The organism is Bacillus cereus, from assembly GCF_002577405.1.
Classification (GTDB): domain Bacteria; phylum Bacillota; class Bacilli; order Bacillales; family Bacillaceae_G; genus Bacillus_A; species Bacillus_A cereus_AU.
Genome location: NZ_NULR01000013.1, coordinates 501,731 through 524,974, shown reverse-complemented (window position 1 = coordinate 524,974; position 23,244 = coordinate 501,731). Strand labels below are relative to the sequence as shown.

Genomic DNA, 23,244 nt, shown 5'->3' with positions numbered 1-23,244 from the left:
CCATCCGTTTTTTATGACTAGGTACTAACAGTAGTATATAATCATTAAAAGTAGAATGCAACAAAAATTTTTGTTGACTCCCTTTAATCGAGCTTCTCTCCCTGGAACACACCTGTTCCATCAAGATACGTACGCAAGGCAGCATACTGATCGTTGTGCCAAAACGCTTCTGAATCTACTAGTATCGCCGCATCTTGTCTTGCTGTTTCTAACGCTCGATAATCATGTACCATATCAGCGACCTTAAATTCTGGTAAACCACTTTGCTTACTTCCAAAGAAATCTCCAGGACCTCGCAACTCTAAATCTTTTTCTGACAATACAAATCCATCATTCGTTTCAGTCATAATACGCATTCGCTCTTTTCCCGTTTCCGATTTTGGATCTGCGATTAATAAACAATATGATTGTTCACTACCACGCCCAACACGCCCCCTCAGCTGATGAAGCTGCGATAAGCCAAAACGTTCTGCGTCATAAATAACCATAACAGTCGCATTCGGTACGTTCACACCAACTTCGACAACTGTTGTCGATACAAGAATTTGCACTTTATTTTCACTAAATTGTCCCATTATCTCTTCTTTTTCCTGAGATGATAATCTGCCATGCATTAATCCAACTTGACATTTACCTTGATAATGATGAGTCAACATACTATGTAAGTCGATAGCATTTTGTACATCAAGTTTCTCAGACTCTTCAATAAGAGGACAAATAACATATGCCTGTCTTCCTTTTTTTATCTCTTTCTCAACAAAGCCAAGAACACGATCTAACATATCATGTTTTGCCCAGTACGTTTCGATTACCTTTCTACCAGCTGGCATTTCATCGATTATAGAAACGTCCATCTCTCCAAATGCAGTGATAGCTAACGTTCGCGGAATTGGGGTCGCCGTCATAAACAATACATCTGGACTTTCACCTTTCTCCCGTAAAACCCGGCGCTGCGCTACACCAAATCGATGCTGTTCATCAGTAATAACGAGGCCTAGCCTATGAAATATAACTTCATCTTGAATTAAAGCATGCGTTCCAACAAGGATATCTACTTCCCCTTGCTCTAATCTTGCCAAAATCTCTCGACGTCTCGCACCTTTAACAGAACTCGTTAACAATTCAACCTTCATACCAAAATGAGAAAACGTCTCCGCGAGCGATTGATAATGTTGTTCTGCTAAAATTTCTGTTGGAACCATTAAGGCACCTTGATAATGTGCTAGTTTCGCTGCATAAAGACCAATTGCAGCAACGACCGTTTTCCCTGAACCTACGTCACCTTGCAGCAAACGATTCATCCGATAAGGAGATGTCATATCTTTCATAATTTCATCTACAACTCGGCGCTGCGCACCAGTTAACGGAAACGGAAGTGTATCGATAAACTCTTGTAATTCTGCCGAAGGAATTTCTTTCTTTGTTCCTTTTGAATTTTCCCTCTCCATTTTCCGTAACGTTTGCATTTTCAGTTGAAATAAGAAAAACTCTTCATATACAAAACGGCGGCGTGCTTGTTTTAAATCTTCCTGCCCTACTGGAAAGTGCAGGGCCCTTAGCGCTTCATAACGCGGTAATAATTTATATCGGCTTAGCAAACCATCAGGTAACACTTCAACTATAGAGTCTCCATACTCCTTTAACGCTTGGGCGATAAAACGACGCATCTGTTTCACTGTAAGTTTCCCTTTTACTGAGTATACAGGCTCTACTTCTTGTTGACGTACTACCGGTCCAAAATGAAGCTCTGATACCGCAATCGTTTGACGATGCTGATCCCATTTACCAGTAATCATTACTGTCTCATCTAGCTGTAACTTTTGCTTATAGTACGGTCTATTAAAACACACAGCAGTAATTAAATAACGACCGACAAGGACACGAACTGTAAGTCGTGACTTCTTCTTCCCATAATATTGTAGTAAAGGAGCACTATGAACTTTCCCCTCAACTGTTACACGTTCATCATGCTTTACTTCAGCAAGATCTTTCATCGCATAATCTTCATAACGGTACGGAAAATGCTCTAATAGATGAGAAACTGTATAAATTCCCATCTCGTGTAGTAATTCAGATGTTTCTCCTCCGATTCCCTTTACATCCGTAACAGGAACTTGTACAACTTCATTCAAGATTCTCACACTCCGTTACATTATTTTCTTTGTGTACTCTATCTGGACCTGGGCATCAATTAACATCTGTAATCGCTCTCTTTCACCTTATATATTCTATCATAGGCATTCTAAGAGAAACTACTCAAACCCATCATAAACAACACGAAAGAAAAGAGCCCCACTATTAGCAGCAAGGCTCTTTTTCATCTTCAATATGCTAGCCTTTTGAATAAAAACTAGTAATAAACTTCATATTACTACTTCTTAATCCATTAGCAAATAAGTAATCCATTTATTTTCAAAACAAATCTTTTCTTATTCTACAGAGAAGATGAAAGAATATACTGGTTGGTTTCCAGCATGTACTTCTACTTCTGCATCTTCAAAGTTTTCTTCTACAAATTCAATTAACTCAGCTACTTCTTCATCAGTTGCATCTTCACCTTGTAGAATCGTTACGATTTCAGAATCCTCATCAATTAGTGCCTCTAGTAATTGCTTCGCAGCTCCTACTTTTTCAGCGTTTGTTGATACGATTTTCCCATCTGCAATACACATGAAATCATCTTTTTGAATTGTCACACCGTCAATTTCCGTATCACGAACAGCATACGTAATTTGACCTGTTTTCACATGAGATAAAGCTTCTTTCATGTTTTCTTCATTCTCTTCTAACGTTCCAACTGGATTAAATGCTAACATTGCAGCCATACCTTGAGGAACTGTTTTCGAACGAACAACAATAACTTCTTGATCTACAACTGATGCCGCTTGCTCTGCTGCCATTACGATATTTCCGTTATTTGGTAAAATAATAATTTTATCAGCATTCGCCTCTTCAATTGCCTTCACGATATCCTCTGTACTTGGATTCATCGTTTGGCCACCTTCGATAACTTTCGTCGCACCAATGCTCTCAAATAAAGTTTTAATACCAGATCCCATAGCTACAGTTACAATACCGTACGGTTGCTTCTCTTTTGATTGGCTTGGTTGCTCAGGCACCATAGTAGGTTCATCTAATAAAGCAGTATGCTGTTCACGCATATTTTCTACTTTAATCTTAATTAAGCTACCATAACGTTGTCCGTAGTTCATAGCGTCTCCAGGATGCTCTGCATGGATATGAACTTTTACAATTTCATCATCAGAAACAACTAATAATGAATCACCGTACACACTAATATCTTCACGGAATTTTTGCTCAGAGAAATTGTGCTCTTTCACTTTTTCAGCCTCTAATTTCACCATGAACTCCGTACAATATCCATACTTAATATCTTCTGTACTCAATTGGCTTTGTACACTACGGTGATGTTCTGCGCGTACCATTTCATTCATAGATGGTTGCGTCGGCGCATCAGAAGAAATTGTTTCTCCTTTTAAGTCAGCTAAAAATCCTTCGTATACTACAACAAGACCTTTACCACCGCTATCTACAACGCCAACTTGTTTTAATACAGGTAATAAATCTGGCGTACGATTTAACGATGCATTCGCTTCTTTCACAACGTCTTCCATAAACAAAACAAAGTCGCGCTGTTTTTTCGCAACTGTTACTGCATATTTACCCGTTTCTCTTGCAACCGTTAAAATCGTTCCTTCAATCGGTTTCATAACCGCTTTGTAAGCTGCCTCTACTCCAGCTTCTAAAGCTACAGCAAAATCAACCGTTGTTAATTCTTCTTTTTGTTCAATGGATTTTGAAAAACCACGGAACAACTGAGATAAAATAACTCCAGAGTTACCACGAGCTCCCATTAATAATCCTTTGGCTAAACTTACGCCGACTTTACCAGCATGCTGTGAAGGATTTGCTTTCACTTCACGTGCGCCTGAAGTCATAGATAAGTTCATGTTTGTACCGGTATCGCCATCTGGAACTGGAAATACGTTTAATGCATCAACAAGCTGAACATTATTTGTTAAATTATTCGCTCCTTGCATGATCATTTGTGATAAACGTTTTCCATCAATTTTTTGAATTGACACAGATTTTCCTCCTTAATGCACATTACAAGTTTATTACTTTAACTCCTTGTACGTAGATGTTTACAGAATCTACTGCTAGTCCTACAGTTTGATCTAATGTATATTTCACTTTCGTCTGCACGTTATGTGCTACTTCTGAAATTTTCGTACCATAGCTCACAATAATATACATATCAATATGTACTTCATCTTCACCTTTACGAACAATTACGCCTCTAGTGAAGTTTTCTTTTCGTAAAATGTCTGTTAATCCATCTTTTAACTGATTTTTTGATGCCATACCTACGATACCGTAGCAATCTACTGCGGCACCTCCAGCAATTGTTGCAATTACATCTGTACTAATATCAATTTGACCGTACTTCGTTTTAATTTCAATTGACATCTCGTTTCCCCCTTCATAAATGGTGAAAGTGAGCTAGACTACTTTAGTTACTATCATATAATCTTTTCAAAGAAAATTCCATCGTTCTTTCTTTTCACTCACATATTTTATGTTTTATACTACACTTTTCTATGATGAGCAAAATAGTCCATTGTTATTATACAACATGTACCACTATAGTATGTCAAGTAATTTTTCTTGATTTCAACTTTTCCTCATTGGCATATGGTGTCAAGTAATTTTTCTTGATTTCTTTTTTCTACGGTGTTGCATTCTCTTTTTAGTTGTGTTAAATTATAGTAGTGTTTTTAGCATCGCATAAAAGACTAACATTGAAAAATTACGTATGGTAAGGTATCAAGGGAGGGAAATATAAATGGCTCGTGTTTGTGCTATCACTGGAAGAAAAGCTCGTTCTGGTAACTCTCGTTCTCACGCAATGAACGCTACAAAACGTAAATGGGGCGCTAACCTTCAAAAAGTTCGCGTACGCATCGACGGAAAAGTTCAACGTGTTTACGTTTCTGCTAGAGCATTAAAATCTGGCAAAATCGAACGTGTTTAATAATAAAAAAAAGAGCCACTAGGCTCTTTTTTTATTATACCAATGGAAAAAGCACCGGTAATAGGTGCTTTTTTTAGTCTTTTTTGAAGGTATTTAACATCGCGCGAACAATTCCACCAAGAAATTTAGGTAACTTAATTGTATAAAATCTCATGGTTTCCCTCCTAATCCCCATTACTCCACTTGTTAACTATATGATGCAAGGAGCAAAATTGTTTCTTCAATCAGTGCTTCTTATCATCATTAATATGCCAGAAGTAAATGAAAAAGTACCTTTTTCCACAATGAGTTCATTACTAATACAAAGTGTCGATCCCCACTCTATTGTTTTATTAATAAGAGGATACTTAAATCCATGTAATGTAATCCCTTCCACTGTTTCAGTAACCGGTACAAAAGATACATAAGGAAAATTTTTATTTTCTTCAATTATATGTGTACCAACTTTTTTTACTGTTATTTCATTTTTGTTGTCTACAATACTCATTTCTATCTCTACTTCTAACCCTTTTAGAAGCATCTGTATATTTGCTAAACCGTGATCAAGCCTTCCACCGGTAGCACCAAAAATACGAATGAGTGCCGGATTCTGTTCTAATGCCCAGTTAATTGCAATCTCTAAATCCGTTTGATCTTTTTCGCGCGGAACAATATGTAATTCATTTGTTTGTTGTCCCATCCATATTAGTTCCTCTTCTGTAACTGAATCGTAATCTCCAAACGCAACAGCCGGAGTGATTCCTCTTTTTAATAAACGGTATACTCCTCTATCAACGGCTGCCCACACTACTTTCTCATTTTCATATCGAGAAAAATCTGCGCAGTATTCTACAGGTCCTCCTGCCAAAATATGAATAATCATTTTTTCTTCCCCTTCTATTGTAAAAAAGGCAATCTGCCATTCGGTAGATTGCCTTTTTATATATTTTTTTCTATCCTGTGTAAATAGTGACATCTTGCTGAACTAAAAGATTCACTAGGCTAGTAATAAAATTTTGTTTATTATCCACGAATTACACGAATTGCTTCACCGCGGTCTTTTTGATTATATACCGCTGATCCAGCTACAAGTACATTTGCTCCTGCTTCAATACAAAGTCTTGCCGTTTCAGCGTTAACACCACCATCAACTTCAATTTCCACTTCTAGATCTCGCTCTTTAACCATTTCTGCGACTTGTTTAATTTTCGGTAATACTGAATGGATAAATTTTTGTCCGCCAAATCCAGGGTTTACTGTCATAAGTAATACCATATCTATATCTTCTAATACATGCTCAATCGTTGAAACTGGCGTATGCGGATTTAATACAACTCCCGCTTTAATGCCATGAGATTTAATTAACTGAATTGTACGATGCAGATGAGGACAAGCTTCTACATGAACAGTAATAATATCCGCTCCAGCTTGTGCAAAAGTTGGGATGTAATTGTCAGGATTTTCGATCATTAAATGTACATCTAACGGTAATGATGTAATCGGACGAATTGCTTCTACAATTAATGGACCAATCGTAATATTTGGTACGAAATGTCCATCCATTACATCCACATGAATGTAATCCGCTCCGCCCTTTTCTACATCTTTAATCTCTTCCCCTAATTTTGAAAAATCTGCTGATAAAATCGATGGTGCAATTTTAATCATGACTAATACCTCGGCTTTCTCTCTCTAATTTCTTCTACGAATTGTTTATAATTCTTATAGCGATATTCGGTAATTTTCCCTTCTTCAACTGCAGCTTTCACCGCACACTTCGGTTCAGAAAGATGTGTACACCCTCTAAATTTACAGTATTGGCTTGCTTCTTTCAACTCTGGAAAACAATATGTAAGATCTTCTACTTCTATATCTATGAAATCAAGTGAACTAAAACCAGGCGTATCCGCAACAAGTCCACTTCCAACTGTGATTAATTCCACATGTCTTGTCGTATGTTTCCCGCGTCCTAAATGTGAGGAAATATCATTAGTTTTCAGTTCTAAATCTGGACGTAATACGTTTAACATGGAAGATTTCCCAACACCAGATTGGCCTGCAACCACAGAAACACAACCTTCTAAAAATGGCTTTAAAATATCAATACTTTCAGATGTATTTATAGAAGTAAACAATACATCATAACCCATTTCACGATAATCATTCGCATAAGCCTCAACGGTTGTTTTCATCTTTTCATCTACTAAATCCATCTTGCTAATACAAATAATCGGCTTAATGTTATGGTATTCAATCAACACTAAAAATCGATCTAACAGTCCCGGATTAAAATCTGGTTCTACTGCAGAGAAAACGAGAATCGCTTGATCAACATTAGCAATAGGAGGCCTAACAAGTTCATTTTTTCGATCAAATACTTCAAGCACGTAGCCTTCCGTTGGGTTATCTGCTTGAAAAACGACTTGGTCTCCTACAAGTGGTGTAATTTTATTCTTTCTAAATACACCACGCCCGCGACATTGTGTAATCCCTTCTTCATGCTGCACATAATAAAACCCACTTAGAGCTTTTACAATTTTTCCTTCTGGCATATAATTCTCCTTTATTTTGTATAAAGTGAAGCTGTAATTAATATTGAATGGACTAGGATTCTTTAAACAATTAGTTTAAAACCCACCAAAGTTAATATATTTAATCTACCATCAAATTCGAAATATTATTTATAACAGTATCACCTTTATAACTTTTTGAATCATATATTTTTGCCTGCTATACCATCCACTTTGTAGATAACATAACAGGCAAGGGTAGTACCTCATATTTCTTTATAGAAAGCGATAGCGTTCACTATTATTGAGTTGGATATGGTACGTCATTGTCAATAATCGTAACTCCATCTCTTACGATTTTATAGTGTCCCTTTGTACCTTCTTGGATGATAAATTCTAAAGAAATTGTTGCCGACTCTGTAATCGTTCTTGTTTCAATTGGTCTATCCATTTTTTGTTGCATATCTTCTTTATAAATTTCTATTGTTTGCGGTTTTTTCTCACCTATTATAGAAGACTCATATGGGATAGAAATGTTATCCACTTTTACGGTTTTCGTTACTTTCGGCTTAGGTCCATCTGAGATGATAATCGTCACTTTATCACCTTCTTTTAACGGTGTTCCTGGCTTTGGTGATTGAGAAATTACAAGTCCTTTATCGACAGTATCTGAATACTCTCGTTTTACATCTGGGGTTAGTTTTCTCTCATTCAAATAACCATTTACGCTATTTTCAGTCCATCCTGAAAAATCACCTGGTCTAATTTGATAAGGACCTTTGCTCACCCAAATTTTCAGTTCTTGCTCTGCCTCTACTACCATTTGGTCAGGCGTCGGGATTTGCTCTACGATTTCACCTTTTGGTCGATCATTTTCAATATAATTTATTGTAACTTTTTTATATTTTTCTTCTAACTCAGCCCTTATACTCTCAAAATCTTTTCCTGTGAAATCACTCATCTTACTTTTCTTTTTTCCACCTGATTGATAGATAGTAATTTTAGAGCTTTCTTTCACAACTCTGCCTGCTACAGGGTCTGTTTTTATCACATCACCTGCTTCAACATCATCTGTATATACAATATTGGGTTCCGTCACTTCAAAACCTTTTTCAACTAATGTATTTACAGCTGTCGTATACTTCATACCAGCCACATCAGGGACTTTTACATCTTTCGGAATAAAGAATCCCGGAATAACAGTAAACGCTAACGTTATTCCAATTGCTAAAAGTAAAAATGTTGTAATTAAAACTTTGAGCCATTTGTTACTTCGTTTTTTCTTCTTACTTAATTCAGCTTCTTCTCTTACTTGTTCGTCCACTTTACTCCCTTTTAAAACAATTGTTTCATCAGTTACATTTTCAAATAATTGTTCTTGTTGAATAATCGGAATCGCTTTTGTCGCTTCCATATCTTCCGGTATGTAAAATGGTTGCTCATTTATCCTCTCTGGATATAGCGCCGTTTCAATATCCCGTTTCATCGCATTGGCAGATTGATATCGATGGAACGGATCTTTCGCAGTCGCCTTTAATATAATATTCTCAACACTTTGTGGAATATTTTCATTCCATCTTTTTGGAGACGGAATTTCATTTTGTAAATGTTTTAAAGCTATAGCCACAGCAGATTCACCAGAAAATGGTTGTCTTCCTGTTAGCAATTCAAACATAACAATACCAAGAGAATAAATATCTGATTGTTTATTCGCTATCCCGCCTCGTGCCTGTTCTGGTGATAAATAATGCACCGAACCGAGTACCGAATTTGTATGTGTAATTGTTGTTGCACTTGTAGCTGTCGCAATTCCAAAATCTGTTACTTTCACTACTCCATCAGCTCGAATTAAAATATTGTGCGGCTTTATATCTCGATGCACAATCTCAAAATGATGGGCGTGTGCCATGGCGGACGTTAACTGCTCCATTATATCAAGAGCTTCTCCTATCGGTAACATCCCTCGATCAATTATGTATTGCTTCAATGTTCGTCCGGGTACATATTCCATTACAAGATAATATATACCATCCTCTTCTCCAACATCATACATATTCACAATATTTGGATGCGACAACGTTGTAACAGATTGCGCTTCTCGATGGAAACGTTTAATAAACTCTTCATTATTTGAATAATCGAGTCTTAATATTTTTACCGCTACATCTCGGCCGAGTATGTCATCATGAGCTAAATATACATTGGCCATTCCTCCGCCACCAATCATTTTCAGTAGCTTATAACGGTCATTTAAGCGTTTTCCAATCAGCACGTTGCACTTCACCTACTTTCGTTTGTCGAATCCGCATAATCAATAAGAACAAGGGTGATGTTATCTTCCCCACCACGATCATTTGCCAATTGAATGAGACGTTGTCCCTTTCCTTCAAGCTGTTCATTTAACTGTAAAATTTGTTTCATATCAGCAATAGAAACTTTATTAGATAATCCATCAGAGCAAAGAAGTAACTGATCATCTTCTTCTAGCACCAATGTTTTAACATCTAATCCGACTTTCTCTTCTGTCCCTAATGCCCGTAACAAAACATTCTTTTTCGGATGATATTCTGCATCTTCCTTTGAAATTTCACCATGTTTCACAAGTTCGTTTACAAGGGAATGATCTTCCGTTACAAGCGCCATTTCACCCTCTGATACCATATAGCAGCGACTATCTCCTATATGACCTATTGTCACAAAGGTTGGTGTACAAATTGCTATTATAAGTGTTGTTCCCATACCATTACATTCTACATGTTGCTTAGAGTATTCATGTATACGTTCATTAATAATTCCAACACTTGTATGTAACCACTCTTCTACTTTTTTCGGCTTATTCATATTATGCGTTTGCTTCCAATAATCATGGAATAATTGAATAGCCATCGAGCTAGCTACATCACCAGCTCGATGACCTCCCATTCCATCTGCTACTACCGCTAAAATATTTCCATCTAAATTGTGAAAAACTCCTGCACTATCTTCATTATGTTGACGAACTTTCCCTTTATCCGATAGAAACACGGCTTTCATCTCGTCACCTCGTCTCTTCTTTGCGCTCCTTTGCACGCAACTGACCGCAGGCTGCATCAATATCATGACCTTGTTCACGGCGAATTGTTACATTCACTCCACGATCTTTTAGCGTCTTCTCAAATAAGAAAATTTGCTCTCGTGGCGTACGTACATAATCACGTTCTGGCACGTAGTTTACCGGAATTAAGTTTACATGACATTTTACACCTTTTAAGAGCGCAGCAAGTTCTTCAGCGTGCTCAACTTGGTCATTTTCTCCTCCAAATAAGCCATATTCAAATGTAATACGACGCCCTGTTCTATTTACATAGTATTTAATAGCCTCCATTAAATCCGGTAGCTTATAAGCACGGTTAATCGGCATTAATTTTGAACGTAACTCTGTATTTGCAGCATGCAATGAAATCGCAAAATTAATTTGCATATCTTCTTCAGCGAACTTATAAATTTTTGGAACAATTCCACTTGTTGAAACTGTCATATGTCTTGCACCAATATGAAGTCCTTTTTCATGGTTAGTGATGCGTAAGAATGACATTAAGTTATCGTAATTATCAAACGGCTCTCCAATTCCCATAACAACAAGAGAACTTACACGTTCTTCCGTTTCATCAAGCGCACGCTGCACTTCTACTACTTGCGCTACAATTTCTCCAGCTTCTAGGTTTCGTTTTAGCCCACCAAGTGTAGAAGCACAGAACGTACATCCAATGCGGCATCCAACCTGTGTTGTTACACAAATGGAATTTCCATATTCATGTCGCATTAATACCGTTTCAATAGAGTACCCATCGTATAACTGGAATAAGAATTTAATTGTTCCATCCGAAGACGTTTGTTTTACTAACGTATTTAAAGTAGTAATATCAAAGGAATTCGACAATTTATCACGCAATCCTTTAGAAAGGTTTGACATATCCTCATAATTTTTTACACGTTTTTTATATAACCAGTCAAAAATTTGTCCAGCGCGGAACTTCGGTTCTCCTTGTTCCTTTAACCAATCTTGCATTTCATGAAGTTGTAATGAGTAAATTGATGGTTTTTTCGTTTCTACATTTTTCTTTTGTTTTCTTACAGTCGTTTCCATGATGCTACACCTTCTTCCTTAAACAAGCAATATAAAAGCCATCTGTTGCAAAATAATGCGGTAAAATTTGTACTTGACCTTCATCAATATACGGACTTAACTTTTCTGGCATACGCTCTTTTATCGTAGTATCCCACTCAAATTCAGGATTCTCTTGTAAAAATCGCTTTATTACTTGTTCATTTTCTATTTTTTCAATTGTACACGTACTATAAACAAGGCGACCACCTTGTTTTAGTAACGGTGCTATTTTTTCTAGTATGGCAAGTTGAATCGTCGATAATCTTTCACTATCGCCTTTATCTTTACCTAACTTAATATCAGGTTTACGTCTAATTACACCAAATCCAGAACATGGTGCATCTACTAATATTTTATCAAACGTTTCATTTGCAAAATGCTCTTGCACTTTTCTAGCATCTAATGCCTTTGTTTCTACATTCTCTAAACCAAGTCGATCTGCTTGTTGTTTAATTAAACGCACTTTGTGTGCATGTAAATCAAGAGACATGACCTTACCAGTTCCTTTTAATCGCTCTGCGATATGCGTTGTTTTTCCGCCCGGAGCAGCACAACTATCTAGAACTACATCTCCCTCATTCGGTTCTAAAGCACGTGCTACAAGCATAGAGCTTTCATCTTGAATAGAAAGAAAACCTTTTTTGAACGCATCTGTGTGCGCTACATTCCCTCTTTCAATTTGAATTGCATCATCTGACAAATCACCACGTTTTGCATCTATACCTTCACTTGCCAATAACTCAATCGCTTCTTCTACTGTTACTTTATCAACATTTACACGTGCTGTTGGTACAGGCGGTAACATGTTTACTTCACACATTTTCTCTGCAGTTTCTAAACCATATTCTGAAGTCCACTCTTGGACAAGCCAAACTGGATGACTTGTTGCAATTGCAAGACGTTCTACTGGATCCTTGATTTCATCTACAGAAGGTACACCTTCCCTTTGAATCGAACGTAATACACCGTTCACCATACCAGCAATTCCTTTATGCCCACGACGCTTTGCAATCTCAACCGCTTCATGAATAGCCGCTCTTTCTGGCACTCGGTCTAAATAAATCATTTGATATAAAGATAAGCGAAGCAATACTCTTACCCACGCCTCAACCTTCTTTTTTAAAAAAGGTTGTAAATAATAATCTAATGTGTCACGACGTTGAATCGTTCCATATACAATTTCAGTTAACAAGCCAATATCTTTTCTATCAATTGTACTTTTTTCAATTAGATTATTTAAAAGTAAATTACTGTATGCACCACTTTTTTCTACTTGAATTAAACCATCAAGAGCTAACTCACGAACATTTTGTCTCATTCATTTTCTCCTAACTTCGTTCCAATTTCAGGTTTTGTACCACGTAAAAATTGCGAACAACTCATACGCTTTTTACCAGAAGGTTGCAACTCAGTAATTTTAACACCCGTTTCATTACCAGTTGCTACAACAAAACCGTCTTCTTCGATCGCAACAATCGTACCTGCTTCAGCTGCTTCGACTACGGGTACTTTTTCTCCCCACCATACTTTAACAACTTGTCCTGCTAAAGTTGTATAAGCAACTGGCCATGGGTTCAATCCACGAATGTGATTGTATACTTCCTCACCTGTTTTTGTCCAATCGATTTGCTCTTGCTCACGTTTTATATTATATGCAAACGTTACTTCTTCTTCGTTTTGTTTAATTGGTTCTAACTTACCTTGAATTAATAAAGGTACTGTTTTAGATAGAAGGTGTGCTCCTGCTTCACTTAACTTATCAAATAACGAGCCTGTCGTTTCACGTTCTTCAATTTCTACTTCCACTTGCGTTAAGATATCACCAGCATCCAATTTTTCTACCATATACATAATTGTAATGCCTGTTTTTTCTTTACCTTCCATAATCGCATAATGAATCGGTGCACCACCACGTAGTTCTGGAAGTAAAGAGGCATGGACATTAATACATCCGTACTTTGGTGCTTCTAAAATTTCGTTTGGTACAATCTGACCGAACGCAGCTGTTACAATTAAGTCTGCCTCTAGTGCTAATACTTTTTCATATTCGTCTTTTTCACGAATTTTTAATGGCTGTAATACTGGAATACCATGTTTTTCTGCTTCCACTTTAACAGGAGTAGGTGTTAAAACCTTTTTTCTGCCTACTGGACGATCAGGTTGTGTTACAACACCAACTACGTCATATCCGTCCTCGATAAGACGACGAAGCACCGGAACAGAAAAGTCCGGTGTTCCCATAAATACTACTTTCATCATTCAAAAACCGCTCCTTTTAACCCTATTCTAATTCGCCTTCTTCATAATATCTCGTCACTTTCGATGTAAATAAAACACCGTGTAAATGATCGATTTCATGTTGAATTGCACGCGCTAAAAATCCTTCCGCTTCTAATAAAAACACTTTACCTCGGCGGTTCTGCGCACGTACTTTAATATAATCCGCACGTTCCACTTCACCATAAAGTCCCGGGAAGCTTAAACAGCCTTCGGGACCTACTTGTTCACCACGTTTTTCTAGTATTGATGGATTGATTAACTCGATTTTTCCAGTATCATCACCAATATCAACTACCGCTACTTGCAAGCTTACACCTACTTGAGGCGCAGCTAAACCGACGCCGTCTGCAATTAACATAGTTTCATGCATATCTTTTAACAATTTCACTAACTTTTTATCAAAATTAATTACTCTTTCACATGGTGTTTCTAACACTTCATTTGGATGCTTTACAATTTCTAATACTGCCATATTTCCCTCCGCTACATTAACATTGTTGGATTAAAATCAATTGAGATTTGTAGCTCTTTTTGCATTTCTGCTTGATAATGTTCATTTACCATTTTGAGCACGTTCTTTAAGTTTGGTTCCCGTTTGTATTTTATCATGCATTGATAACGATATCTATCTTTTATCCTTGGAATTGCTGAAGCAACTGGCCCTAACACCATTGTTTGCTCCGTGCAATGCGTTCGTAAATGTCCAACAATTTTTTCTGTCACTTTGACTGCTTTTAATAATTCTGGATGAGACACCGTTACAAGCACAACGTAATAATACGGTGGATATTGTCTTGTTCGTCTCATTTGCATTTCTTGTTCAAAAAACACATCATATTGTTGATTCTTTGCTAATTCTACACTGTAATGTTCCGGTGTATACGTTTGAATTACAACTTCTCCTGGCAATTCATGTCTCCCCGCTCGTCCACTCACTTGCGTCAATAGCTGATAGGTCTTTTCACTCGCCCGAAAATCAGGTAAGTGAAGCATCGTATCTGCCGTTAAAACACCAACAAGCGTCACTTTCGGAAAATCAAGTCCTTTAGCGATCATTTGTGTTCCAAGTAATATGTCTGCTTTCTCTTCACCAAATGCCTTTAATAATTTTTCATGCATTCCTTTACGGCTTGTTGTATCCACGTCCATTCGAATAACTCGCGCCTCTGGGAATAATTTTGTGATTTCTTCTTCTACCTTTTGTGTTCCCGTACCAAAGAAACGAATATGAGTACTATTACAAGCAGGGCATGCAGTTGGCATATTTTCTTCGTGACTGCAATAATGACATTTTAAACGATGATTCATTTTATGATAAGTTAACGAAATATCACAATGCGGACATTGTACAACATACCCGCAATCACGGCACATAACAAATGTAGAATGACCTCTTCTATTTAAAAAGAGTACCATTTGTTCTTTCTTTTCTAATCGATCTGCTATTTTTTCATGCAGTGCTTTCGAAAACATTGAGCGATTACCCTCACGAAGTTCTTCACGCATATCAACAATTTCTACCGTTGGCAAAGCTTGCTCATTCATGCGTTTTTCCATTGTCAGTAATTCATATACACCTTTTTTCGCTCTTGCAAACGATTCAAGCGTCGGTGTTGCACTGCCAAGAACGATAGGACATTTATGATATTGTCCTCTCCACACAGCTACATCCCTTGCATGATACCGCGGATTATCTTCTTGCTTATAACTCGATTCGTGCTCTTCATCGATAATAATAATTCCTAAATTTTCAAAAGGAGCAAAAACCGCTGAACGCGCACCAACTACGACTTTTACTTCTTTTCTTAAAATCTTACGCCATTCATCATATTTTTCTCCAACAGACAGCGCACTATGAAGAACCGCAACTTGCGAGCCAAATCTGCCTTTAAAACGATCTACCATTTGAGGCGTTAGCGCAATTTCAGGAACAAGTACAATAGCTTCTTTTCCTTTCTTGAGCACTGCCGCTATAGATTGTAAGTATACTTCTGTCTTTCCACTTCCTGTAACACCATATAGTAAAAATGGATTGTAAGTTTCATTTGTAATTGATGTTAAAATCGGTGTAATAACTTGTTTTTGTTCCTCAGTAAGTGGAAATGGTTTCGTTTGTTCAAAATCATCATCGTCATACGGATTTCGGTATACTTCCACATACTTTTCTGAGATTAGCCCCTTTTTAACAAGTGCTTTTATTGGAGCATCTGTTATTTGTAATTCTTCTGTTATCACTTTCAATGGTACACTTTTATAATTTTCCACAAAATAATAGAGTACATCTTGTTGTTTTTTACTTTTCAGTTCAAATGCCGCTAATTCCAATTTATCTTCTGGCAACTCCGGCTGAACTACTCTTTGTTTCTTCTTCTGCACTTTATCCTTCACTTGATAAACGACTTCAATCGTGCCATTTTTAATTTCTTGTTGAATTATTCGGTATAAATGCGGCTGCGCCTCGATCACTTCAAAATCTAGCACTTCCTTATCTTGAAATAAGTATAATATTTCAGGTGCTACTTCTTCTTGTGTACGAAGTTGTAGACGCTTTTTATACGTTGCTTTTATCGCTGTGGGAAGCATGACTTGAAAAGCTGAAATCATATAGCATAACGTTTCACTTGTAAGCCAATACCCAAGCTTTAATAATTCCTCATTTAAAACCGGTGTTACATCTAGTATTTCATGGATTGTCTTTAATTTCTTACTTTCTACATCAACCGAATCTTTGATCCCAATAATAAATCCTTGCAACTTCCTTGGGCCGAATGGAACAACTACACGCATTCCTGTCTGGACAATATCTTCCCATTTTTTTGGAATAATATAATCAAATGGGCGATCTGTCTGACGAGCAGGTACATCAACAATTACACTCGCAAATTTCATAAATGATCATCTTCTAGCATCATTTCGATTTGCTTTAATATTTCACGAGCAACCTCTTTCTTCGTTAAAAGTGGCAACTCAATAACTTCTCCATCTTTTCTATACATTGTTACAATATTCGTATCTGTACCAAATCCAGCTCCTTGCGCTTTTACATCATTCGCAACAATCATATTTGCATTTTTTTCGCGTAATTTTCTCGTTGCGTATTCTTCTACATTTGTCGTTTCAGCCGCAAAACCGATAAGTAACTGTTTATCCTTCTTTTCACCTAACGTTTTTAAAATATCTACTGTTCTCTCTAATTCAATTACAGCATCACCGTTTTGCTTTTTCATTTTATTGTCATGAACATATTTCGGGCGATAATCTGCAACTGCTGCTGTTTTGATAACAACATCTACATTTTGATAATGTTGAAGGACCGCTTCTAACATATCTTGTGCAGACTCTACTTGTATCGTTGTTACATGTAATGGCAGACTTAATGCTGTCGGTCCTGAAACAAGTATGACCTCAGCACCTAATTTTGCCGCCACTTCTGCAATCGCATATCCCATTTTCCCAGAAGAAAAATTCGTCATAAAACGAACTGGGTCAATCTTTTCACGTGTTGGGCCAGCAGTTATTAATATTCTTTTTCCTTGCAATGGTTTTTGTTCCGAGAAAGCCTCCTCTAACCGTGCAATAATTGCTTCAGGCTCTTCAAGTCTTCCCTTCGCTACATAACCACACGCTAAAAAGCCTTCCCCAGGCTCAATAAATGTATATCCTAACTCTTTTAACGTCATCATATTTTTTTGAACAATTTTATTTTCATACATATGCACATTCATAGCAGGTGCAATCCACACTGGGGCTGTAGTAGCTAACAAAGTAGTTGTAATCATGTCATCCGCAATACCGCCAGCTAATTTTCCAATACAATTGGCTGTAGCAGGTGCAACAAGTACAACATCTGCCCAATCTGCTAAATCGATATGCGCAATAACAGCTGAGTCTTTCTCATCGAATGTATCTGTATATACATCATGGCGAGAAAGTGCTTGGAATGTAAGAGGCGTAACAAATTTCATTGCTGACTCACTCATCATTACTTTTACAATGGCCCCTGCCTGTGTCAATTTACTTGTTAACGCTGCTGCTTTAAAAACCGCAATACCTCCTGTTACACATAGAAGTATTTTTTTCCCTTTTAGCATATGACTCGTCCTCTTTCTTTTTCAAACTTATTCTGCTGAAATGGAACTTTTCCAGCTCGTCAGTGCTAGCATTTCGTTTCTTCTTTATCCAAGTTCTTTTCAGCTCTGTCGTAAAAAAATAACAACCTACTTGTAAATAGGTTGTTACCGTTACATAGAAAATTATAAAGTCTATGTTTTAATTTGTCGAAAAGAAGGTCTTAATCAATTATTTTTTCTTCACTTGGTACATATTTTAATACTTCTGCATCGATTTCTTCTAATGATTTACCTACACATTTATGAGAAACAGGCTTTTCAATAACACAATTGTCCGCAAGTTGCATTTCACGTGCACGCTTTGCAGCTACTGTTACAAGCGTATATTTAGAATCGATTTTTGTTAATAATGAATCAATTGATGGATTTAACATAATTATAGACCCTCCGTCATTTCTTTATAATATTTTGCTACTCTTTCGCGGCGGCAATGTTCCCCAACCACAATTGCTTTAATTCTGTCGCAAGCTAATTCAACTTGATCGTTTTCTACAACATAGTCATAAGCGTCCATCATTTCGATTTCTTCTTTCGCTACAGTTAAACGATTTTCAATAACATCTTCAGTTTCTGTACCACGACCGACAATTCGGTTCTTTAGCTCAGATAAACTTGGAGGTGCTAAGAAAATAAAAACACCTTCAGGGAAGGCTTTCTTAACTTGAATTGCCCCTTGTACTTCAATTTCTAAGAACACATCTTTTCCTTCTTGTAATGTTTTTTCAACATAATCAATTGGTGTTCCGTAATAATTACCAACGAACTCAGCCCATTCAAGTAATTTTTCATTACGAATCATTTCTTCAAATTCTTCTCTCTCTTTAAAGAAATAATCCACACCATCTACTTCACCTTCACGCGGTTTACGTGTCGTTACTGAAATAGAGTACTGAAAACGTGTATCCTCATGGCTAAACAGCTCTTTTCGAACCGTTCCTTTCCCGACACCCGAAGGTCCTGAAAGAACGATGAGCAATCCTCTTCTACTTCTCATAAATATGTAAAACCTACCCTTCCTCACTTAAATCTTCTTTATTATTCAAACGATGTGCAATCGTCTCTGGTTGAATTGGACTTAATACAACATGCCCATCATCCATAACAATAACCGCCCTTGTTTTTCTCCCATACGTAGCATCAAGCAAAGCATTATGTTCACGTGCTTCCTGTACTGTTCGTTTAATAGGAGCTGACTCCGGACTTACAATAGCAATAATTCGATGGGCAGATACAATATTACCATATCCAATATTTAAAAACCGCATGGCCATAGTTTGCGCCTCCTAGTAAGTCTTTCCGATTTCTCCACCACGTATAACTTTATATATTTTTTGAAAGCTACTCAATATTTTGTACTTGTTCACGAATTTTTTCAAGGTTATTTTTCATTTCTACAACATATTTTGAAATTGTTAAGTCATTTGCCTTAGAACCAATCGTATTAATTTCTCTATGCATCTCTTGCACGATGAAGTCCATTTTCCTTCCAACAGGCTCTTCAATCTGCAGTGTTTCACGAAATTGATCTAAATGACTTTGCAAACGAACTAACTCTTCATGAATATCACAACGCTCTGCAAACATTGCGACTTCTGTTAGCAATCTTTGTTCATCTAGATCTTGATTATGTAATTCTTTTAAGCGATTTTCTAATCGTTCACGATATTTTTGTGTAACAATTGGCGCATGTGGAATAATTGCATCTACACAATTGTGAATCTCTTGTAAACGGTACGCTATATCTTTATGTAATCGTTCTCCTTCGCCATCTCTCATCGTTTTTAACATTTGAGCAGCTTGGCGAACAGCCTCATATAAACTGTTCTCAAATTGTTCATTTACATTTTCTACTTCTTCAATTGCCGTTACTTCTGGCATTGCCATTAGTTGTTGCAATGTAATAGAATCTTGTAATTGAAATTTTCCTTTTATATCTTCCATAATGGATTGGTACTGCTTGAGAAGCGCCCAATTCACACTTAATTTTCTTTCAACAAGCCCTTCACCCACTATGCTAATGGACACTTCAATACGTCCACGGCGAACTTGCTTTGCAATTATTTTACGAATTTTGTCTTCAAACATTATCATTTGCTTCGGAAGTCGAACACTCATTTCTAAAAAACGATGGTTCACCGACTTCATTTCTACTGTAATTTGAAAAGTATCATTCTCTACTTTTGACCTTCCAAATCCCGTCATACTACAAATCATCTTTATCACATCCAAGCCATGAAATAACTCAATGAAAAAGGTAATAGAGACAAGGCTCTACTACCTTCTGTAAATTATATCACATTTTCATTTCATTGACTATTTGAAGTTTAATCCCTTCTTATATAATACTGGCTTTTTCTTCTTCCCTTTTTTCCCTGTTAATAAAGATCCTACTAGTAAGAAAGTCGGAATTGATGACAACCCTCCAATTAACAACCAATCTCTTGCTTGTATTGGCATTGTGCTAAAAATTGGTTGTAACGGTGGATAATATATAACCACTAGCATTAACAGTAAAGAAATGATAACCGCTCCAACTAAATACACGTTCCCAAATGGATTGCGGTGGAAGACAGAATGTTCACTACGACAATCAAACACATGAATAAGTTGAGCAAGCACCAACGTCGCAAATGCTACAGTTTGCGCATATTTCAGTTCATTTGGATGTTGATTATATGCAATAATAAACGCCACTAAAGTCACTGCCCCAATGAGAAATCCTCGGCTAATAATTTTCCACGCAAGCCCTCTAGCGAATACTCCTTCTTTCGGATGGCGTGGCGTTCTCTTCATCACATCTCCTTCAGCCTTATCCAAGCCCAATGCCATCGCTGGTAAACCGTCAGTAACTAAATTCACCCATAGAATTTGAATTGGAACCATCGGTAGCGGTAATGCAAGTAACATTGCAAATAACATTACTAAAATTTCTCCAACGTTTGACGCTAGTAAGTATCGAATAAACTTACGTATATTCTCGTATATATTTCTACCTTCTTTAATTGCTGATTTTATCGTAGCAAAATTATCGTCTAGCAAAACAAGTGAAGAAGCTTCCTTCGCAACATCTGTCCCTGTAATTCCCATCGCTATCCCGATATCTGCTGTTTTTATGGCCGGGGCATCGTTCACTCCATCACCTGTCATCGCTACTATATGCCCTTTATTTTGCAGCGCCTTAACAATTTTCAATTTATGTTCAGGTGATACGCGAGCAAATACATACGTATCTTCTACAACATTTTCTAGTTCCTCTACATCCATATTCGCGAGCTCTACTCCTTCAACAACACGCCCACCAGGTGGTAAAACTCCTAATTGTTCCGCAATCGCCATCGCTGTCACTTTATGATCTCCTGTAATCATCACTGTTCGAATACCAGCTTCTTTACACTCTTTTACCGCCTGCTCTACCTCTGGTCTTGGTGGATCAATCATCCCTTGTATCCCGACTAACATAAAATCTTTTTCAACGTCTCTTTCATGTTCAATAGAATCAGTTGCTTTTAATGGCTTAAATGCAACTGCAATTGTTCGAAGTGCTTGACTGCCTAAACTATGAATAGCCGCCTGTACTTCCTTTCTATACAACTCACTTAATGGTTGCTGCTTATCCGCCCATAAGATCGTTTGACTCATTTGCAAAAGGACATCTGGCGCTCCTTTTGTCACAACAAACTTTTTCCCCTCTCGATCTCGCACAATAATACTCATCATTTTTCGGGTCGAATCGAATGGGAATTCACGAATAATTTCAAATTTCCCTTTCAGTGCATCACGTGTTATCCCCGCTTTCATCGCTGCAGCTACAAGTGCTCCTTCTGTTGGATCTCCATCTAACACATACGCCTTTTTCTTTTGAATAATATTTGCATTGTTACATAGTGAACCAAATGTAAGTAATTGATAAAGTGCTTTTGTCTTAGCTGGATCCACTTCTTTTTCACCTTTCATAAAAGATCCATTAGGTTCGTATCCTTGACCTGTCACTTTCCATAACTCTCCACCTGACCACATATGTGTTACCATCATTTTGTTTTGCGTCATTGTTCCCGTTTTATCAGAACATATAACAGAAGCGCAGCCTAACGTTTCTACAGCTGGTAACTTCCTTACAATTGCTCTCTTTTTTATCATACGCTGTACACCAAGCGATAAAGCTACTGTAACGATTGCTGGTAATCCTTCTGGAATAGCAGCAACAGCTAGCGACACGCCTGCTAAAAACATATGGTATACTTCATTCCCTTGATACACACCGGCTAATACAACGAGCGCTGTCAAAATAAGAGCCACAATAATTAATATTTTTCCGAGTTGCTCTAACCTTCTTTGTAGTGGTGTTTCCATTTGCTCTGCATTTTGTAACATATTTGCAATTTGGCCCATCGCTGTATTCATACCAGTTGCCACAACGACTCCTGTTCCAGACCCTCGCGTAATCATCGTACCCATAAAAGCCATATTTTTTTGATCACCAATTGAAACGTCTTGCCCCTGCAATGCTTCTACCTTCTTTTGCACAGGTACTGACTCTCCTGTCAAAGCAGACTCTTCAATATATAAACTTGATGCCTCAACGAGACGTACATCAGCCCCAATACGATCGCCACTGGAAAATTTAATAACATCACCTAAAACAAGCGCTTTAGATGGTGCCTTTACCCACTTTCCATTCCGCAGTACAGTAACTTGCGGGGCGGCTAGCTCTTTTAAGGCTTCCAATGATTTCTCGGCCTTTCTTTCTTGAAAAAAACCGAGAATACCATTGATAATAACAATGGCAACAATAGCGATAGAATCAATATATTCACCTAAAAAAGCAGAAACAATTGTTGCGCCAAACAAAACGAGTACCATAAAATCTTTAAATTGCGCTAAAAATACCATTAGTGCAGAAGGCCTTTTTGCTTCATCTAATTCATTTGTACCAAATTTCTTGATTCGCCCTTCTGCTTCTTTCTCCGTAAGTCCAACCTTCACATTCGTATTCGTTCTTTCTTCCACTTCATGTGCCCGCATTCCATACCAGTTCATCCTACTATCGACCTCCTGATTCCAGACATACTCTATTGAAAGCTTATTCAGCCTCGTCCAAAAAAATGCTATAATTAACTTTTAGTTAGAAAGGAGTGTTCATTT

At 37.3% G+C, this 23,244-nt stretch carries 21 protein-coding genes; 1 reads left to right on the top strand and 20 read right to left on the bottom strand.

Annotated features, from left to right (window positions below):
- Positions 1-83: 83 nt before the first annotated feature.
- From recG to COC96_RS18670, 3 genes are all read right to left on the bottom strand, one after another.
- Complete coding sequence (gene recG / locus COC96_RS18680) at positions 84-2,132, bottom strand: ATP-dependent DNA helicase RecG (RefSeq protein WP_098769138.1); 2,049 nt, start codon at positions 2,130-2,132, stop codon at positions 84-86.
- Positions 2,133-2,429: 297 nt separating this feature from the next.
- Positions 2,430-4,106, bottom strand: a complete 1,677-nt coding sequence (locus COC96_RS18675) for a DAK2 domain-containing protein (protein ID WP_098267861.1) — start codon at positions 4,104-4,106, stop codon at positions 2,430-2,432.
- Positions 4,107-4,128: 22 nt separating this feature from the next.
- Positions 4,129-4,491, bottom strand: coding sequence for an Asp23/Gls24 family envelope stress response protein (locus COC96_RS18670; RefSeq protein ID WP_097902954.1), 363 nt, complete (start codon positions 4,489-4,491; stop codon positions 4,129-4,131).
- Between the two features lie 376 nt (positions 4,492-4,867).
- Between COC96_RS18670 and rpmB the strand changes: the two genes are divergently transcribed.
- Positions 4,868-5,056: a 50S ribosomal protein L28 gene (gene rpmB / locus COC96_RS18665; RefSeq protein ID WP_000124776.1), complete on the top strand. Its 189-nt coding sequence runs from the start codon at positions 4,868-4,870 to the stop codon at positions 5,054-5,056.
- Positions 5,057-5,129: 73 nt separating this feature from the next.
- On the opposite strand, the gene spoVM is transcribed toward rpmB, so the two are convergent.
- The 17 genes from spoVM to COC96_RS18580 form a co-directional block, all read right to left on the bottom strand.
- On the bottom strand, positions 5,130-5,210 hold the full coding sequence (spoVM, locus tag COC96_RS18660) for a stage V sporulation protein SpoVM (protein ID WP_001213599.1): 81 nt from the start codon (positions 5,208-5,210) through the stop codon (positions 5,130-5,132).
- A gap of 66 nt (positions 5,211-5,276) precedes the next feature.
- A complete protein-coding gene (locus COC96_RS18655; protein ID WP_098267862.1) occupies positions 5,277-5,918 on the bottom strand; it encodes a thiamine diphosphokinase in 642 nt (213 codons plus the stop codon).
- Between the two features lie 140 nt (positions 5,919-6,058).
- Positions 6,059-6,703 (bottom strand): ribulose-phosphate 3-epimerase, encoded by a 645-nt coding sequence (gene rpe, locus COC96_RS18650; protein ID WP_098267863.1) that lies wholly within the window; start codon positions 6,701-6,703, stop codon positions 6,059-6,061.
- A 2-nt stretch (positions 6,704-6,705) separates the two neighbouring features.
- On the bottom strand, positions 6,706-7,587 hold the full coding sequence (rsgA, locus tag COC96_RS18645) for a ribosome small subunit-dependent GTPase A (protein ID WP_097902957.1): 882 nt from the start codon (positions 7,585-7,587) through the stop codon (positions 6,706-6,708).
- Positions 7,588-7,846: 259 nt separating this feature from the next.
- Positions 7,847-9,817 (bottom strand): serine/threonine protein kinase PrkC, encoded by a 1,971-nt coding sequence (gene prkC / locus COC96_RS18640; protein ID WP_098267864.1) that lies wholly within the window; start codon positions 9,815-9,817, stop codon positions 7,847-7,849.
- Positions 9,818-9,825: 8 nt separating this feature from the next.
- A complete protein-coding gene (locus COC96_RS18635) occupies positions 9,826-10,578 on the bottom strand; it encodes a Stp1/IreP family PP2C-type Ser/Thr phosphatase (RefSeq protein WP_098267865.1) in 753 nt (250 codons plus the stop codon).
- A gap of 4 nt (positions 10,579-10,582) precedes the next feature.
- Positions 10,583-11,671 (bottom strand): 23S rRNA (adenine(2503)-C(2))-methyltransferase RlmN, encoded by a 1,089-nt coding sequence (gene rlmN, locus COC96_RS18630; protein WP_098267866.1) that lies wholly within the window; start codon positions 11,669-11,671, stop codon positions 10,583-10,585.
- 4 nt (positions 11,672-11,675) lie between these two features.
- Positions 11,676-13,010 carry a 16S rRNA (cytosine(967)-C(5))-methyltransferase RsmB gene (rsmB, locus tag COC96_RS18625; RefSeq protein WP_098267867.1) on the bottom strand — a complete coding sequence of 445 codons (1,335 nt, stop codon included), beginning with the start codon at positions 13,008-13,010 and terminating at the stop codon, positions 11,676-11,678.
- The gene (gene fmt / locus COC96_RS18620; RefSeq protein ID WP_098769137.1) at positions 13,007-13,951 is read right to left on the bottom strand and encodes a methionyl-tRNA formyltransferase; all 945 of its coding nucleotides are present in this window, start codon (positions 13,949-13,951) and stop codon (positions 13,007-13,009) included. Before fmt ends, rsmB begins: the two co-directional genes overlap by 4 nt.
- A 22-nt stretch (positions 13,952-13,973) precedes the next feature.
- On the bottom strand, positions 13,974-14,444 hold the full coding sequence (gene def / locus COC96_RS18615) for a peptide deformylase (RefSeq protein ID WP_098267869.1): 471 nt from the start codon (positions 14,442-14,444) through the stop codon (positions 13,974-13,976).
- Between the two features lie 11 nt (positions 14,445-14,455).
- A complete protein-coding gene (gene priA, locus COC96_RS18610) occupies positions 14,456-16,861 on the bottom strand; it encodes a primosomal protein N' (RefSeq protein ID WP_098769136.1) in 2,406 nt (801 codons plus the stop codon).
- A complete protein-coding gene (gene coaBC / locus COC96_RS18605) occupies positions 16,858-18,063 on the bottom strand; it encodes a bifunctional phosphopantothenoylcysteine decarboxylase/phosphopantothenate--cysteine ligase CoaBC (RefSeq protein WP_098267871.1) in 1,206 nt (401 codons plus the stop codon). The genes priA and coaBC overlap by 4 nt, the downstream gene beginning before the upstream one ends.
- Before the next feature lie 200 nt (positions 18,064-18,263).
- The gene (rpoZ, locus tag COC96_RS18600) at positions 18,264-18,476 is read right to left on the bottom strand and encodes a DNA-directed RNA polymerase subunit omega (protein ID WP_098267872.1); all 213 of its coding nucleotides are present in this window, start codon (positions 18,474-18,476) and stop codon (positions 18,264-18,266) included.
- A 2-nt stretch (positions 18,477-18,478) separates the two neighbouring features.
- Entirely contained in the window at positions 18,479-19,096 is a 618-nt protein-coding gene (gene gmk, locus COC96_RS18595; RefSeq protein ID WP_001257739.1) for a guanylate kinase, read from the bottom strand.
- Positions 19,097-19,109: 13 nt separating this feature from the next.
- Positions 19,110-19,373 carry an extracellular matrix/biofilm regulator RemA gene (gene remA / locus COC96_RS18590; protein WP_001251456.1) on the bottom strand — a complete coding sequence of 88 codons (264 nt, stop codon included), beginning with the start codon at positions 19,371-19,373 and terminating at the stop codon, positions 19,110-19,112.
- 67 nt (positions 19,374-19,440) lie between these two features.
- A complete protein-coding gene (locus tag COC96_RS18585) occupies positions 19,441-20,316 on the bottom strand; it encodes a YicC/YloC family endoribonuclease (RefSeq protein WP_098267873.1) in 876 nt (291 codons plus the stop codon).
- Positions 20,317-20,415: 99 nt separating this feature from the next.
- Positions 20,416-23,139: a calcium-translocating P-type ATPase, SERCA-type gene (locus COC96_RS18580; RefSeq protein ID WP_098769135.1), complete on the bottom strand. Its 2,724-nt coding sequence runs from the start codon at positions 23,137-23,139 to the stop codon at positions 20,416-20,418.
- Between the last annotated feature and the right edge of the window lie 105 nt (positions 23,140-23,244).

What these genes read in the sequence shown, in the direction of transcription:
- fmt (WP_098769137.1), bottom strand. Translation starts at nt 13,951, where the DNA reads ATGATGAAAGTAGTATTTATGGGAACACCGGACTTTTCTGTTCCGGTG.
- COC96_RS18635 (WP_098267865.1), bottom strand. Translation starts at nt 10,578, where the DNA reads ATGAAAGCCGTGTTTCTATCGGATAAAGGGAAAGTTCGTCAACATAAT.
- COC96_RS18655 (WP_098267862.1), bottom strand. Translation starts at nt 5,918, where the DNA reads ATGATTATTCATATTTTGGCAGGAGGACCTGTAGAATACTGCGCAGAT.
- def (WP_098267869.1), bottom strand. Translation starts at nt 14,444, where the DNA reads ATGGCAGTATTAGAAATTGTAAAGCATCCAAATGAAGTGTTAGAAACA.
- rpe (WP_098267863.1), bottom strand. Translation starts at nt 6,703, where the DNA reads ATGATTAAAATTGCACCATCGATTTTATCAGCAGATTTTTCAAAATTA.
- rlmN (WP_098267866.1), bottom strand. Translation starts at nt 11,671, where the DNA reads ATGGAAACGACTGTAAGAAAACAAAAGAAAAATGTAGAAACGAAAAAA.
- coaBC (WP_098267871.1), bottom strand. Translation starts at nt 18,063, where the DNA reads ATGCTAAAAGGGAAAAAAATACTTCTATGTGTAACAGGAGGTATTGCG.
- gmk (WP_001257739.1), bottom strand. Translation starts at nt 19,096, where the DNA reads ATGAGAAGTAGAAGAGGATTGCTCATCGTTCTTTCAGGACCTTCGGGT.
- rsgA (WP_097902957.1), bottom strand. Translation starts at nt 7,587, where the DNA reads ATGCCAGAAGGAAAAATTGTAAAAGCTCTAAGTGGGTTTTATTATGTG.
- rpmB (WP_000124776.1), top strand. Translation starts at nt 4,868, where the DNA reads ATGGCTCGTGTTTGTGCTATCACTGGAAGAAAAGCTCGTTCTGGTAAC.
- rpoZ (WP_098267872.1), bottom strand. Translation starts at nt 18,476, where the DNA reads ATGTTAAATCCATCAATTGATTCATTATTAACAAAAATCGATTCTAAA.
- COC96_RS18580 (WP_098769135.1), bottom strand. Translation starts at nt 23,139, where the DNA reads ATGAACTGGTATGGAATGCGGGCACATGAAGTGGAAGAAAGAACGAAT.
- priA (WP_098769136.1), bottom strand. Translation starts at nt 16,861, where the DNA reads ATGAAATTTGCGAGTGTAATTGTTGATGTACCTGCTCGTCAGACAGAT.
- remA (WP_001251456.1), bottom strand. Translation starts at nt 19,373, where the DNA reads ATGGCCATGCGGTTTTTAAATATTGGATATGGTAATATTGTATCTGCC.
- rsmB (WP_098267867.1), bottom strand. Translation starts at nt 13,010, where the DNA reads ATGAGACAAAATGTTCGTGAGTTAGCTCTTGATGGTTTAATTCAAGTA.
- COC96_RS18670 (WP_097902954.1), bottom strand. Translation starts at nt 4,491, where the DNA reads ATGTCAATTGAAATTAAAACGAAGTACGGTCAAATTGATATTAGTACA.
- COC96_RS18585 (WP_098267873.1), bottom strand. Translation starts at nt 20,316, where the DNA reads ATGATTTGTAGTATGACGGGATTTGGAAGGTCAAAAGTAGAGAATGAT.
- spoVM (WP_001213599.1), bottom strand. Translation starts at nt 5,210, where the DNA reads ATGAGATTTTATACAATTAAGTTACCTAAATTTCTTGGTGGAATTGTT.